Below are 13508 nucleotides of genomic sequence, written 5' to 3'. Positions count from 1 at the left end.
GAATACGGCGCAATTTCGTTCATCTACTGGAGCGCTTCTTCATGGCCACTTTCACCAAGACCGCCGTTCTGCTAGCCCTGGCGCTTAGCGCCGGCTGCGTATTCGCCGCGGCCAAACCGGCTGACCAGAGCATCTCCACCTTGGGCGGCAAGTTCACCTTCAACTTGCCCAAAGCCTACGTCGCCGACACCCTGCCAGCCGGCAAGGCAGCAGACGGCACCGGGGATACCCAAGGTACGATGTACGCGAACCCGACCACGAAAAGTGTGGTCATCGTCGCCGAAACCGTGCGCAACGACGGGGTAACCATTAAAGACAATGACCCGCAGTTCCTCGACGGCGCGGTAGCTGGCTTCATCAAGGACCAGAGCGCCGCCCTGCCCGACTTCAAGAAACAGAACGAAAAGAAACTGACCTTCAAGGGCCTTGGCCTGCGCCAGGTCGACAGCACGGCCACCCAGGGCGGCGGCAAGACCTTGAACTCCACCTTCCTCGGCGGTTCCGGCAATCACTTGCTGGTGATCCAGGCCATTTCGCGGGCGGATGATGTGAAGGGGCATGCAGAATTGGTGAAACAGATCACCGGCGGCAAGTAAACCGATCTATCAAGCGACACAGATCAACTGTGGGAGGGGGCTTGCTCCCGATGGCGGTGTATCAGTTGATAGATGTACTGACTGACACTCCGCTATCGGGAGCAAGCCCCCTCCCACAGTTCTAGCGGTGTTCACTTCACATTGGTTTCCAACCAGACCTTCAAATCCTGCACTTCTGCCGCGCTGATGGTGTGGTTCATGCCCGGGTAAGTATGAAACTCCGGCTTCAACCCCAACCCCGACAACACCTCGTTCGCCCGCGTCGCCGAGGCATACGGCAGCGCTTGGTCCAACGTGCCGTGGCCAATGAAAATCGCCAGTTGGCCCAATCGCTCATCCGGCTTGAGCTGCGCCTTGAGCACCGGCAGCACGCTGCCACTGAGCGCAGCAATCCCGCGCACCCACTCAGGGTCACGTAACGCCACCTCGTAGGACATGATCGCGCCCTGGCTGAACCCTACCAAAAACACCCGGTCAGGCTGGGTGTGGTATTTGGCGGTGGCCTTGGCGACAAACGCCTTGATCAGCCTGGCGCTGTTCTGCAGGTCCTCAGTCACCCCATCGTAATCGCCGTCGCCCGGGGTCTTGGTAAACCAGCGAAACCCATTGGGGCCTACCGGCGTCGGCGCCCGCGCCGACAGGTAGGTCCAGGTGGACGGCAGCGCATCCTTGATGCCAAACAGGTCTTCCTCGTTGCTGCCGAAACCGTGCAGGAAAATCACCAGCGGCTGGTTGCGCGCATCGCCCTGGGTCTGTTCCAGGTACGACAGCGGCAAGTCGGTGTGCAGGCTGGAATCGGCATGGGCGGCACCGGCCACCAGGGTCAGTGCCAGAGCGAACAGTTTGAACATGGGAATCGACCTCAGGGTTTGCGCAGCAAATAAGTGTCCATGATCCAGCCATTGGCCAGACGCGCAGCCTTGCGCACCCGTTGGATTTCTTCACCGACCTCACTCACCTTGCCGCTGATGAGGATTTCATCCGGCGTGCCGAGGTAGGCACCCCAATAAATATCCAGGTCCTGATCGGCCACGGTGCGGTAGGAATCTTCGGCGTCGAGCATCACCACCAGGGTGTCGGCATCACTCGCCTGCCCCGCCGCCAAGCGGCGCCCGGTGGTGATCTCGATGGAGCGGCCGATGCGGTTCAACGGCACTTTGTGCTGGGCCGCCAGGGCCTGCACGCTGGTAATGCCGGGGATCACTTCGAATTCAAAGACGCAGCGGCCACTGGCCAGGATCGCCTGCAAAATGCGAAGGGTGCTGTCGTACAACGCAGGATCGCCCCACGCCAGGAAAGCCCCCACTTCGCCGTCGGCCATTTCCTCGTTGATCATGCGCTCGAAGGTCTGCTGCTTGTCGCGGTTGAGGTCCTGCACGGCGGTGGTGTAGTCGATGTCCCCGCGCACCCGCTCGGGGCAATCGGCCTCGACGAAGCGGTAGCCGGGCTCGGTGATGTAGGTCGCGCAGATCTCACGGCGCAGGTCGATCAGCTTGTCTTTGCTCTGGCCCTTGTCCATCAGGAAAAACACGTCGGTGCGGTTCAGCGCTTTCACGGCCTGCATCGTGATGTAGTCAGGGTTGCCGGCACCAATGCCGATGATCAGGATGCGTTTCATGGGTTGCTCTCATTGCGGGGCGTGGATTTTGCCATGTTCACGCACTCAGGCGTGAGTTTCCAGGCGCAGACGCCAGACGCCGTTGAAACGCAGTTCAGTGCAAGACAGCGGCTCCACATCGATGCGATAGAACATCGAGACGGGAAACTGCATGACGTACAGCATTGCGGCGCGGATGACAAACGGGTGGGTAATTGCCACGACCTGGCCGGATTCGGTTTGCAGCGACTGCATCCACTGCGCGACCCGCGCGCAGAGCTGATCCACCGACTCGCCACCGTGAGGTGCGCTGGCGCTGTCGGTGAGCCAGGTGGTCAGTTCGGCGCTGTCGAGTGCGGCGATGTCCTGACCTTTCCAGTGCCCCACATCGCCATCGCGCAAGGCTTCGTCGATCACCGCCTGATTGCCGAACAAGCTCGCCGTCTGACGGGTTCGCGCCTCGGGCCCACAGCGCAGCCGCAGGCCTTTCTTGTAGCGGCCGGCCAGGGATAACGCCGCGCTTTGCCAATCCATCGCCACCGATTCGTCATCGGCAAAGCAACCGCGCTTTTGCAACGGCGTGGCGGCATGGCAGATCAGTGTCAAACGGCTGGCTTGCATCGCAGATCGCAGCTGGGTAAAGGATAAGGCGACCAAGACTGGCGCAATTGGCGCCGTGACGCAACGCCTTGAGCCAGAGGGCGCGGCTGAGCTAATCAAACCACTCCCGCCGCCCCTCGAACGTACTGGCGATCAACTCGACAATCCTCTGCACCGCCTCGGCATGCTGCACCCGCGCATTCACCGCCAGCCACACCTGGCGCTGCATGGGCTCGGCGAGCAATCCCGGCAAGGCCACCAGGCCACGGTCTAAGCTGCCCATGTAGTGCGGCAGCAAACCGATGCAGGCACCGCAGCGGATCATCTCCAGCATCAGCGAATAGGCATGCACTTGCACCACTGCGGCCAGGCGCTGTGCTACTACGGTGTTCCACGGCTGCAAGGCGTCCACCTGCCCATCCGGCTGCCACTGCACCAACATGTAGTCATCGAGGTCTTCGACACTGTCGGGGCGGGTCGTCGGCCGCGAGTAACGCTTGGCGATGTGCGGCAGGTAGTGCAAACGTGCCAGGACCCGAGGCGGCTCGGTGAGAAAACTCGGGCCGGGCGCGGGGCCGTCCGCGTCGGATAGCCACAGCACCACGTCAACGTCCACCGCTTGCAGGGACAGTTGGCTGTCGATGGAGATGATCTCCAGGCGCACGCTGGCGTTGCGGCGCAGCAAGGCGATCAAGTCGCGCCCGAGGATGTCGTGCAGGATCGGCTCGGCCACGGCCAGGCGAATCAGCGGCTGCGCCACCGCCGGCAAGCGCCGCGCGTGAGCCAGGGCCAGCAACTGCGCCTGCAACTGCTGGCCATCGCGGCTGAGTACCAGACCGTTGCCCTGGTAGCTGAACAACGCATGGTGCAGCTGCTCTTCCAGTTGCGCCAGGCGTTTGCGCAGCAGCGTCGCCTTGATATTCAGGCTGCGCGCCGCCTGCATGAAACAGCCGCAGCGCGCACTCACCAGAAAGTAGCGCGCGACCTCCGGTTCGATGTCGTTGGCCAGCGCCAGCCAGGCGCTACGGGATTGATTCGGCTCGCGATAGGGTGCGCGCCCCGGGGGGCCAGACGGTTCTAGAAATGCCATGGGAGACTCCCTGTCTTGTGGGTCTTGTGCATCCAATGCGGTCGACGCGGGTTACTCCAGCAACGTGTTCAACTGCGCGCCGTCGATACTCAACGTCGCGGTATTGAGCATGCCTTCCAGGTACGCCTTGGCGATCTGTTCCTGACGTTGCGCGCGCAGGGCCTGGGTCAGGCGCTCGCGCAGTTCGTCAAGGGTGGCGGTGCGCGCCGGTTGCTGGGCCGTGAGCTTGAGCACATGGAACCCCGCCGGGCTTTGCACCACCTCCGACACCGCGCCGACCTTGAGCCGCGACACCGCTTCGCGCACGGGCGGCACCAGTTGCTGCAACGGCTGCAAGCCCGAATCGCCACCGCGCTGGGCGGTTTCCGGGTCCTGGGAGTATTGCGTGGCCAGGGCGGCAAAATCCCCCGGCGCGGCCTGGGCCTTGCGGCTCAGCTCCTGGGCCTGGCGACGTACCGCGTCGACGCTTTGCAGGTCATTCACCGCGAGGAAGATCTGGCTGACCCGGTACATCGGCGGCGTCACCCACTGCGCCTTGCCGCTGTCGTAGGCCTGCTGCAATTCAGCGGCGCTGGGGTAGTCGGCCGGCACCTGGCTGACCGAGAGCATGTAGTCGCGAAACACAATCTGTTCGGTGGCGGTGCGGGTCTGTTGTTCCACCTCCGGGCGCTGGCGCCAGCCTTGGGCGTCGGCCTGTTCGAGCACGGCCTTTTGCGCCAAGCGTGAACGCAGCCAGCTCTCCAGGGCGCCACGGTTGCCGCGCAGTTGCTCACGGGATTCGGCCGGCAGGCTCGCCAGCACGCTTTTCAGTTCAGGCAGGTCGATCTGCTGGTTGCCCAGGCGCGCCACGGCCGGTGCGCCGCGCTCGCTCGGCGAGGACGTGATGACAGGCGCCGGTTGCTGAGCGGCGACCGGGTCGCTGCCCGGTCGCAGGCTCAACCCCACCGCCACCACCAGCAACGTCAGCGCCCCGGCGCCGATAAGCAAGGTTGGCTTCTTCACAGCACCGGTACCTCTTCAGCGACAGGCTCAGCCGCCTGGGCCTGCAACTGCGCGGCGTGCTGGCTGTACTCACGCAGATAGACGATAAATTCCTGCAGCAGACGGTCCCACAGTTCCAGTTGGCTGCGCAGGTGCGTGGCACCGACACCGGCCACCACCACGTCCATTTCCATCAGCAAAAATTCGCCCTGCACGGACAGCCGGGCAAACCGGCGCGAGGCGTTCCACACCTGAGTCAGCCCTTCGGGCAAGTCGCCCTGCACGCGCAGCGCGCAGCTGTAGGTGAAATCCACATAGCTGCCCTGCTCCGCCGCCGGGTTGCCGAAGCGCACGGCAAAGCCGATGCCTTGGCTGGCGCTGAGCAGTTGCACGATGCCGTTCTGTTCGCTTTGGTTGACCCGGTAGCCGGCTTCCTGCAACAGCGCGGTCAGGCTCTGGACGGTAACACTGGTGATCAATTCGCTCATGGGATCTGTTCCTTGTCTATCAGTGATTGGCGGCTGCCTGGGGCGCATCAAAACGGCTCTTGTACAACTCGTCGCCAAAGCCCTGGGCCAGTTCCTCGAACTTGACCCGCGCGCCGCTGGCAAAGGGCTGGCGAATACTCATCACCTCGGCCACATCGATTTTTTCGTAGGCCGCGAGCAACTGCTGGGCCACGCCGTACATCTGTTGATTCTTGGCTGAACATTGCTGCACTTGTGTGTCACGTTCGCTCAACTGCGCCTGCAGGCGCGCACGTTCGGTTTCTTTGCCCTTGGCCAACACCAGCAGTTCTTCATAAGCCTTCTTGAACTTGCCGATCTGCTCGTTGCTCGCGGCCACCTGGGCTTGCGCCTGGCTGTGCAGGCTCTGTTGCTGGCCCACCATTTGCTCGGCGACGCCACGGGCCTTATCCAGCTCGGCGGTCAGTTGCTTGATTTGCGCCTGGGCCTGCTTGGCCTGGTTCTCGGCGGCCAGGCGTGCAGCACTGGCCTGGGCCTGCTCGCTTTGCAGCGCCTGCAACTGCTGGGTGGTGCTGCGCAGTTGCGTGCGCAGGCGCTCTTCCATGCCTTCGGCCGAGGCGCCGGTGGCAACCAGCAGCAACAGCAGCGCGCATATTCGCGTGTTCATGGGGCATCTCCCTGCGCATCAGAAGCGCGTGTTGAGTTCCAGTTGCATCACATCGACTTCGAACGGCGCGCCATACACTTCGGAGGCGCTCAACCAACGCGCACTGGCGTAGATGTTTTTGTCGATGCCGTAGTTAGCGCCAATGAAGTAGCCCTTGGCGTTGGTGCCGCCGAGGTGAAACGAGGAGTCGTTGAAACCGTCGGGCAACGCATCAGGCTGGATATATTTGTAGCCGGCCAACACGTTCCAGTCGCCGCGTTTGCGCATCTCCAGCGCGCTGCCGAGGGTGAACGAGACCATCATGGCGTTGCCGCCACTTTCAAACTGGCCGTTGGAATTGAGGTTGTTGACGATCTCGCCTTCGCTGCGCTTGAGCATTTCGCCCTTGTCGTAGGCCAGGTTGCGGATGTAGTTGCCTTGGGTGCGCAGCTTGAAGTCGCTGGGCAGTTCGCTGTCCCAGACCAGGTTGAGGTCCAGCACATCGAACTTGGACGCCAGGCCGACGTATTGTGGGTCCGGGGTTTTGGCAGGGTCCGTCGGGTTGGTGGTGTTGTTGCGCAGGTTGAACACGCTGTTGCCCTTTTGCATAAAGGCCACACGCGTGCCGTCAGTGTCGCAACCGGGTTCGCCCTTCCACGGGGAGCACGGGCTGGAACGCTGACCCTCGATGTCCTGGAACTGGTAGTAGGCAGCGGCAAGTTTGAGGCTGTTGGCGCGGTTGATCTTCCAATTCGCGCCGATTTGCCCACCGAACAGCCACTTGGTCTCACTGTCTTGCTTGTCGATGCCGTTGGTGCTGGCGGCATCCGAGGAGTATTCAACCGGGAATGCGCCGAGGGTGCCGAACAGCCCCCACTCGCTGTTGAGCTTATGGTTGAAGATCGCGGCCACACCGTCAAAATTGAGCTCGTTGGCATACATCATGTCGGTGGCGTAGAACGGATTGGCGATTCGCCCGCCGGTCAAGGTGATGGCGTCGGTGGTTTTCCAGCTCAGGTAACCCTGGTCGAGCCAGATGTCTTTTTTGCCGAAGCCACCGCCCAGGGTCTGGGTGGTAGACACCGGGTTATTGTCAGAACCGGTGCCCAGGCGAATACCGGCGGTCCACTCTGGCGAGATCACCGCTTTCATGCCCAGACGAGCGCGCAGGCGGAACAGGTTTTCGCGGTCCTTGATGGTGTTGATCAACGGCGGAAACTTGGTGTTCGAGTTTTTGTTGACGTCATAGGGCCCCGTTTCATTGACCTTGGCGAAGTCGGTGATCTGAGGGCTGTTGTTGCCCGAGAAATAGCGCGACTCGTCACGCAGGCGAATATCGCCGTCAAAGGTCACGCGCGACACCCAGTCGGGGAAGGTATTGGGCTGCGCCCAGTTTTCCTGCTTGGCGGTGGCCATGACTTCGGCTTTCACCTGATCGCGGATCTGATCGCGCACCGCTTGCGGCACATACTGCACGCGCACGTCGCCAGGCGCCGCCGTCGGGCCGCTGGCGACCACCGGGGCGGCATTCGCCTGGCGAGCCTGTTGGGCTTCTTTTTCCGCTTGGGCAATCAGCCCATTGGCGGTGTCCTGGGTGAGCACGCCTTGCTGCACCAGCAGGCGGATCAGGTTGATCGTGACGTTTTCCGAAGGGGCGACCGGGGCTGCCGTCGCCTGGCCGACCAGGGTCGCGATGACCATGCCGACCGCCAGGGTCAGCCGATTCACGGGGGAAATCATTCGTAAGCAACTCCTGTAAAAAACTGCAAAAAATGGGTTCGATCAATCCGGGCGCCGGCCCTTGAGGGACAGGCGTACCGGCATGCTCACCGAGGCTGGAACGCGTTGCCCCGCATGGGGTACACGCAACGCCGCCAGCACCTGGGCGTCGGTCTCGCTGTCGCCGCTGGACTTGGCCAGCTCCACACGCGTGACCTGGCCCTCGGCGCTCAACCACACATCCGCCTGTACCGCGTAGGCCTTTTTGCGCAACTCCGGGTCTTCCCTCAGCAGGCGTTGAAACACCCCCGCCAGGTATTGCTTGTACGTGCCGGCCCCGAGACCACCGCCGCCGGAACCGGCCATGCCACCGCCTTTGCCAGCACCGATGTTGAAGCCGTCGTTGCCGGACTGCGCATCGCCATCGATCTGCATCGGGTTGGCCAAGTCATCGGCCGGTGAAGGCGGCGCTTCTTCCGCCGGTTTCACCTCTTCGGGCTCAGGTGTGGGCACCGGCTCAGGGACTTTTTCCTCCACCTGGGGCTCGGGCTCCTTGGGTTTTTCCGGCGGCGGTGGCGGTGGTGGCGGCAACGGGATAATGGTCGGCACCTTCGGTGCTTCGCGGCGTACCCCACTCATGTCATTGGCCCATTGCCAGAGAAACCAGGCGGCCACGGCGCCCAGCAGCAGGCCGGCGCCCCACTTCAGCGGGCGCAACGGCGGCTTGTTCTTCACGGGCAACGGCGGCATCGGGATCTGTGCGGTCATGACTCAGCCCTGGCTCGGTTTGCCGGTGACCAGCCCGACCTGGGACAGCTCCAGCCGCCGCAGTAAATCGAGCACCTCGATCACCTTCTGGTACTGCACGGTGGCGTCGCCGCGCACGATCACCGGGAAATCCGGGTTCAGCGCTTTCTCGATGCGCAGGCGCTCCTCCAGCTCCCCCAGGGTGACCGGGTAGGCATCGAGGAACACCTGGCCGCCGTCGTTGACGGAGATGGCCTTGGTCTTGGCCTGCGACAGCGACACCGAGGCGCTGGCCTTGGGCAGGTGAATCTGGATGCCCGAGACCTGGGCGGTAGCGGTGAGGATGAACATCACCAGCACCACCATCAGCACGTCCACCAGGGGCGTGATGTTGATGCTGTCGACAGCGGCATCGTCGTCATCGTCGTGGGAGGCATTTACGGAAGCCATGGCGATTCTCCTCAGGCCGAAACCGGCGCGTGGTGCGGCACGCGGTGCGCCGCTTCACTGAACTGGCTCTCACCGTGCATCTCCGCCAGGCGCGTGATGAACTCGTCGACAAACACGCGCATGTCGGCGCTGACTTCCTTGTTGCGCGTGATCAGGCGGTTGTAGCCGAACAGCGCGGGGATCGCGACGAACAGGCCCATGGCCGTGGCCAGCAAGGCCGCCGCCATGCCCGGGGCGATCGCATTGATGTTCACGTCACCGGCCATGGCCGTGCCGAGGAACACCACCATGATGCCCAGCACCGTGCCCAGCAGGCCGATGTACGGGCCGCCGGCGATGGCGTTGGACAGCGTCGACAATTTGGAACTGAGTGCCTGGTTTTCGCGGGTGCGCACGCCGTCCATGGAGCAGCGGATGGCTTCGATGGTCGCCGCCGAGACCGACGAGGTGTCGGCGCCCTGGGCGCGGCGGGTGCGGATTTCCTTGACCGCCACGCAGTACAGGCGCCACAGCGAAGAATGGGTCAGGCGTTGGGCAAGTACGCTGTCGTCGTAGAACATTTCCAGGCGAGTGCCGATCTGTGCGAACTGCTCGCGAAACGCCTCGTTGCCGCTGCTCACGCGGCTGACCATACGGTTCTTGCGGATCATGATGACCCACGACTGGAACATCATCGCCACCAGCACCAGGATGATCACCCAAGCGTCTACCGGCACCGCGTTAAGCAAAAAGCCCAGGCTGCCGAAACCGTAGCCCGACTGTTCTTCATCCACGCCATAAGCCACCAGTTTCGACTCGGCACCCTGGGCACTCGCGTCAGCCAGCAACAAGGTCGCTGGACGGGCCACTTTGGACAGGCGCAGCTCATCCATCGCCCCGGCAAACGGCAGGTGCGGGCTCGCCGCTTCCGGCAGATCGGCACCAATCGCCAGTTGGGTGTTGAACGCCGGCATGGCCACTGCCAGGCTCGCGGTTTCGCGGCCGTTGACATACAGCGCGAGTTTTTCACCCTCGGCGGTGAACGCCAGGTGCTGCCATTGGCCAGGGTTCAGCGGCTGGGTCGAGACGGCGCGCTGACCGTCGATTTCCACGAACGGCGTGCCTTGGTTCAACCCGAGCAACAGGCTATGCATGCCCTCACGCCGGGCCAGGACGATTTGCTCGCCGCTGGCCTGGTCCAGGCGTAGCCAGGCGCTGAACGTGAAGGCGCTACCGGCGGTGTGTTGCAGCGACGGGCTGGCCGGCAACAGCAAGGGCTGGCCACTGAACTGCAAGGCACGCCCGACGACGCCGTCGATGCTGCTGCCGGTGGCGTTCAGCGCGGTGTTGGCGTAGGCCGTGGTGTCGCGTGGCGGTGTACCGCTGGCCCCGTCAAAGTGATACAGCGCGGTGTAGTTCGGGTCGAAAGTCAGTTGGCCGTTGGCGGTGGCCGGGGCCTTCTGGTTGCCGTAGTACATCCACAGATCCTGGCGCTGGCCGCCTTCGACCTTGGGCACATCGACCCAGATCAGCGCCATGCCCATCAGCGGGTCGAAACTTTCGATCTGGTGGTTGAACACGGTCTTGTCGTCGGCACTGACAAAGCGCACGTCGCTGCCGTCATCCTTGACCCCGTCAAAGGTGAAGTTGCCGGTGTGCAGGCGCACCAGCAGCGCGGTGCGGCCCAGGGCCTGGTTGATCGCGGCGCCTTGGGCGGTGGTGTCCACGCTGATCTGTTTGCGGTAGTGCCAGTCGTCCTGCCACCAGGCATGGGCGGTGGCCGGGAGCGCGAAGCCCAGGCAGATCAACAGGCTCAGGAATAGGCGTTGCATGGGAAGAATCTCCGGAAAAAAGGGTCAGAAAGTCGCCTGCACACTGAAGTGCAGTCGCGAGTCCTGTTTCTGGGTGTTTGGTCCGTCGAGCAGCGGGTAGCCCCAATCCAGGCTGCCGGACAACCATTTGCTCAAACTGGCGCGGGTGCCGAGGCCGACACTGGCCAGGCTGTATTCGTCTTCCTGTTCGGGCAGCGGGTCGTGCAGACGCATGCGCGCGCCTTCGGCGAACGCGTAGAAGCGCCACTCCTGCACGTAGCTGCCGAGGAACTTGGCCAGCGACGGTGTGCGCAACTCCTGGGAGAGCAGGTAACCGTCATCCCCGGTGCGCTCGGCCGCCAGGTAACCGCGCACCGAGGTGGCGCCGCCGGCGGAATATTGCTCGTTGGACACCAGCGGCCCCGAAGCCAGTTGGAAGCCGGCCTTGGACGCCGACTGCCAGTCGTTGGCGAAGGTGTAGGTGTAATTCAGGTCGCCCTTGAGCACCGCAAAGCTGGCGCTGGCCTTGTAGCGCTTGTAGTCGAATTCTTCGGCGTCACTGCCATAGCCAAAGAATGCGCGGGTGCCGACGACCAGGTTCAAGCCCAGGCCCAGCTGGGATTTTTCGGTGTAGCGGTAGCCGTTGTAGCCCAGGGTGAACGGCGCGTACTTGAGCGGCACCTGGTCGCTGCTGGAACCGAACTTCATCTCTTCGTCGAAGTCCTTGAAGTCCACGCCGAAGGAGAATGAATTGGCCCAGTTGCCTGCCGCCGGCAGGCTGTAAATGGCCGACACCCCGTAGGAGTGGCCCTTACCCAACACGTTGCTGCCGCCGATGGTGGCGATGTTGCTGTCGGACTGGTAACCGGAGAACTGCAACGTCCAGCGTTCATCCAGCGGCGCGCTGTAGGAACCCGACCAGACCTTGGCATTCGAGCTGTCCTGGGGCGCGGTGAAGTACGTCAGCGAGAGGCTGTGGCCCAGTTGCCAGAGGTTGTCGTAGCCCAGGGTCGCGACCGAGCGCAGCTTCTCGGTGTCGGCGCTGTAGTCGTTGTTCAGGCCGATACTGGCGTGCCAGGGGTTCTGGTCTTCCACTTGCAGGTCGACATCCATCGTGCCGGCGCGCTGGCCCTCACGTACCTGCGGCGTGACCTGGCGTCCGGCGCTGCGGTTGAGCGCGGCGAGCTGGGTTTGCACGCTGGCGAAATCCGGCACGGCGCCTTCCTTGAGCCCCGGCACTTCCTCGCGGATGTCCACCGGCGAATAGTGCTTGGCCCCCACCACCCGCACGCGACCGACCTTGGTTTCACTGACCTGCAGGTAGACGATGCCGTCATCGACCTTCTGCTCCGGCAGCTCCACAAACACCGACTGGTAGCCGCGCGCCTGGTAGATCTTCTGCAGCGCATCGCGGGCGCCTTCGATATCGTTCAGGGTCTTTTGCGGGCCGAGAAACGGGTACACCGCCTCTTCGATCGTTGCCGCATCGAGCACGGTATTGCCGCGCACGAAGTACTCGTTGACGTCCACCCGGCGCGCCGGGGCATCGCCCTCCTCGGCCAGCGCCGGCTGCACCAAGGTGCCCAGCGCCAGGCAACACAGCGCCAGCGTTGACTTGAACAGATGCTCCACACAGCCCCCTAAATGTCTAAAATATTGCGCCCTCGCCGATTGCACGGCGTTTGGCCTGCTCAATTGCGGGTTGTCGAAAGTTGGCTGTGCCGTGCCAGCCAGGTGTGCAACAAGGCGAAGTTCAACGAGAACTCCGGCATGTGCAGCAAGGCACCGCAAAACACGTCACCGATGATGGTCTGGATCAATTGCACCGCCCGTGGGTCGTTCAACAGGGTGGCGATATCGCGTTGCAGCACATGGATGCCCCACACCTTCTGGTGCAGGTCGAGGCCGACGAACCAGCGGAACAGCAGGTTGTAATTGAGCTGCTCGTGCAGTTGCTGTTCGCTGGGCACGGAATACAGCAGTTGCAACAGCAGGATCTGCAGCACGGTGCGCGGCGCGATCAGCATCCCCGGGGCGGGGCGCAGCAGGGCGTGGTGCCGGTCGAACATCTCGTCGATCTGCGGGCGCAACAACACCAGCGAATGGCCCGCGGGGATGTAGCTGGAAACTTCCTTCAAGGCGCCCTGCCAATCGTCCTGCGAGACGATCCACACCCAGGGCGCGCCGTAGCGGTAGACCGAAACCGGCTTTTTGCGCGCGGCTTCGACGATCTTCGACAGGCGCTGATCGAGCTCCTGCATGCCGACTTTCGAGTAACGTTCCATAGTTCCCATTTGCCCCACTCCTGGCGTCCTGCTGACGGCTGGGGAGGCGATTTGTGGCCGCCTCCAGCGCGTTACATAGGCAAGACGGGCGTGGGGGGGAGCTACCGAACTTTTGTCATGAAAGCTTCATTTTGGATTGAGTGGGGGGCATTTTTTTGGGGGGTGAGCGGGTACATATCCGGTTCTTCGGTAACGGCGGCTGGCGGTTCCGCTCTTACAGCGGGTCACTTTGGAAAAGCCCCAAAGTAACCAAAAGGCTCTTGCCCCACCACTCGGCACCTCGCTAGTGCTCGGTGTGCCCTCACGCAGGCTTGAATCCGTGGGCCGCCGTCATGGGCCATCCCTGGCCCAGGACGGCTAACCCGGCGTCCTGCCGGGTTACCCACGGATTCAAGCCTGCGTTCGGCCAGCGTGGTTTTACGGGGCGCCTAAGATCAAGATCAAGATCAAGATCAAAAGCCCAGGCAAAGCCAGAGCAAAAGCAAAATGAGGTCTATCTGACCTATGGAGATATCTGATCCATGGAGATCCAAATGTGGG

Annotated in this window: 14 protein-coding genes; 1 reads left to right on the top strand and 13 read right to left on the bottom strand. The window is 62.9% G+C overall.

The window, feature by feature from the left end:
• Positions 1 to 41 precede the first annotated feature (41 nt).
• The gene (locus tag ACS5Q8_RS12035) at positions 42 to 596 is read left to right on the top strand and encodes a DcrB/PsbP domain-containing protein (protein ID WP_276197658.1); all 555 of its coding nucleotides are present in this window, start codon (positions 42 to 44) and stop codon (positions 594 to 596) included.
• 131 nt (positions 597 to 727) lie between these two features.
• On the opposite strand, the gene ACS5Q8_RS12030 is transcribed toward ACS5Q8_RS12035, so the two are convergent.
• The 13 genes from ACS5Q8_RS12030 to ACS5Q8_RS11970 form a co-directional block, all read right to left on the bottom strand.
• On the bottom strand, positions 728 to 1447 hold the full coding sequence (locus tag ACS5Q8_RS12030) for an alpha/beta hydrolase (RefSeq protein WP_465160231.1): 720 nt from the start codon (positions 1445 to 1447) through the stop codon (positions 728 to 730).
• 11 nt (positions 1448 to 1458) lie between these two features.
• Positions 1459 to 2214: a precorrin-6A synthase (deacetylating) gene (gene cobF / locus ACS5Q8_RS12025; RefSeq protein ID WP_276197656.1), complete on the bottom strand. Its 756-nt coding sequence runs from the start codon at positions 2212 to 2214 to the stop codon at positions 1459 to 1461.
• A gap of 45 nt (positions 2215 to 2259) precedes the next feature.
• Entirely contained in the window at positions 2260 to 2814 is a 555-nt protein-coding gene (locus ACS5Q8_RS12020) for a histidine phosphatase family protein (RefSeq protein WP_426100934.1), read from the bottom strand.
• Between the two features lie 91 nt (positions 2815 to 2905).
• On the bottom strand, positions 2906 to 3883 hold the full coding sequence (locus ACS5Q8_RS12015) for a LysR family transcriptional regulator (protein ID WP_276197654.1): 978 nt from the start codon (positions 3881 to 3883) through the stop codon (positions 2906 to 2908).
• Between the two features lie 51 nt (positions 3884 to 3934).
• Entirely contained in the window at positions 3935 to 4885 is a 951-nt protein-coding gene (locus ACS5Q8_RS12010) for a peptidylprolyl isomerase (RefSeq protein ID WP_443698663.1), read from the bottom strand.
• A complete protein-coding gene (locus tag ACS5Q8_RS12005; protein ID WP_276197652.1) occupies positions 4882 to 5352 on the bottom strand; it encodes a YbjN domain-containing protein in 471 nt (156 codons plus the stop codon). Before ACS5Q8_RS12005 ends, ACS5Q8_RS12010 begins: the two co-directional genes overlap by 4 nt.
• Before the next feature lie 19 nt (positions 5353 to 5371).
• Positions 5372 to 5998 carry a DNA repair protein gene (locus tag ACS5Q8_RS12000; RefSeq protein ID WP_443694367.1) on the bottom strand — a complete coding sequence of 209 codons (627 nt, stop codon included), beginning with the start codon at positions 5996 to 5998 and terminating at the stop codon, positions 5372 to 5374.
• 18 nt (positions 5999 to 6016) lie between these two features.
• A complete protein-coding gene (locus ACS5Q8_RS11995; RefSeq protein WP_276197650.1) occupies positions 6017 to 7717 on the bottom strand; it encodes a putative porin in 1701 nt (566 codons plus the stop codon).
• A gap of 42 nt (positions 7718 to 7759) precedes the next feature.
• Positions 7760 to 8464, bottom strand: a complete 705-nt coding sequence (locus ACS5Q8_RS11990; protein WP_276197649.1) for an energy transducer TonB family protein — start codon at positions 8462 to 8464, stop codon at positions 7760 to 7762.
• 3 nt (positions 8465 to 8467) lie between these two features.
• A complete protein-coding gene (locus tag ACS5Q8_RS11985; RefSeq protein WP_465160230.1) occupies positions 8468 to 8893 on the bottom strand; it encodes an ExbD/TolR family protein in 426 nt (141 codons plus the stop codon).
• A gap of 11 nt (positions 8894 to 8904) precedes the next feature.
• Entirely contained in the window at positions 8905 to 10704 is a 1800-nt protein-coding gene (locus tag ACS5Q8_RS11980) for a DUF2341 domain-containing protein (RefSeq protein WP_465160229.1), read from the bottom strand.
• 24 nt (positions 10705 to 10728) lie between these two features.
• Entirely contained in the window at positions 10729 to 12315 is a 1587-nt protein-coding gene (locus ACS5Q8_RS11975) for a ShlB/FhaC/HecB family hemolysin secretion/activation protein (protein WP_465160228.1), read from the bottom strand.
• Positions 12316 to 12374: 59 nt separating this feature from the next.
• Entirely contained in the window at positions 12375 to 12968 is a 594-nt protein-coding gene (locus ACS5Q8_RS11970) for a transposase (RefSeq protein ID WP_247404307.1), read from the bottom strand.
• Between the last annotated feature and the right edge of the window lie 540 nt (positions 12969 to 13508).

Source organism: Pseudomonas sp. PAMC25584, from assembly GCF_058135675.1.
The sequence above is the reverse complement of the archived record's forward strand: the minus strand, read 5'-3'. Positions and strand labels throughout refer to the sequence as shown.

Excerpts from the sequence above, each read along its gene's own strand:
- ACS5Q8_RS12035 (WP_276197658.1), top strand. The coding sequence starts at position 42 with ATGGCCACTTTCACCAAGACCGCCGTTCTGCTAGCCCTGGCGCTTAGC.
- ACS5Q8_RS12030 (WP_465160231.1), bottom strand. The coding sequence starts at position 1,447 with ATGTTCAAACTGTTCGCTCTGGCACTGACCCTGGTGGCCGGTGCCGCC.
- cobF (WP_276197656.1), bottom strand. The coding sequence starts at position 2,214 with ATGAAACGCATCCTGATCATCGGCATTGGTGCCGGCAACCCTGACTAC.
- ACS5Q8_RS12020 (WP_426100934.1), bottom strand. The coding sequence starts at position 2,814 with ATGCAAGCCAGCCGTTTGACACTGATCTGCCATGCCGCCACGCCGTTG.
- ACS5Q8_RS12015 (WP_276197654.1), bottom strand. The coding sequence starts at position 3,883 with ATGGCATTTCTAGAACCGTCTGGCCCCCCGGGGCGCGCACCCTATCGC.
- ACS5Q8_RS12005 (WP_276197652.1), bottom strand. The coding sequence starts at position 5,352 with ATGAGCGAATTGATCACCAGTGTTACCGTCCAGAGCCTGACCGCGCTG.
- ACS5Q8_RS12000 (WP_443694367.1), bottom strand. The coding sequence starts at position 5,998 with ATGAACACGCGAATATGCGCGCTGCTGTTGCTGCTGGTTGCCACCGGC.
- ACS5Q8_RS11995 (WP_276197650.1), bottom strand. The coding sequence starts at position 7,717 with ATGATTTCCCCCGTGAATCGGCTGACCCTGGCGGTCGGCATGGTCATC.
- ACS5Q8_RS11990 (WP_276197649.1), bottom strand. The coding sequence starts at position 8,464 with ATGACCGCACAGATCCCGATGCCGCCGTTGCCCGTGAAGAACAAGCCG.
- ACS5Q8_RS11985 (WP_465160230.1), bottom strand. The coding sequence starts at position 8,893 with ATGGCTTCCGTAAATGCCTCCCACGACGATGACGACGATGCCGCTGTC.
- ACS5Q8_RS11980 (WP_465160229.1), bottom strand. The coding sequence starts at position 10,704 with ATGCAACGCCTATTCCTGAGCCTGTTGATCTGCCTGGGCTTCGCGCTC.
- ACS5Q8_RS11970 (WP_247404307.1), bottom strand. The coding sequence starts at position 12,968 with ATGGAACGTTACTCGAAAGTCGGCATGCAGGAGCTCGATCAGCGCCTG.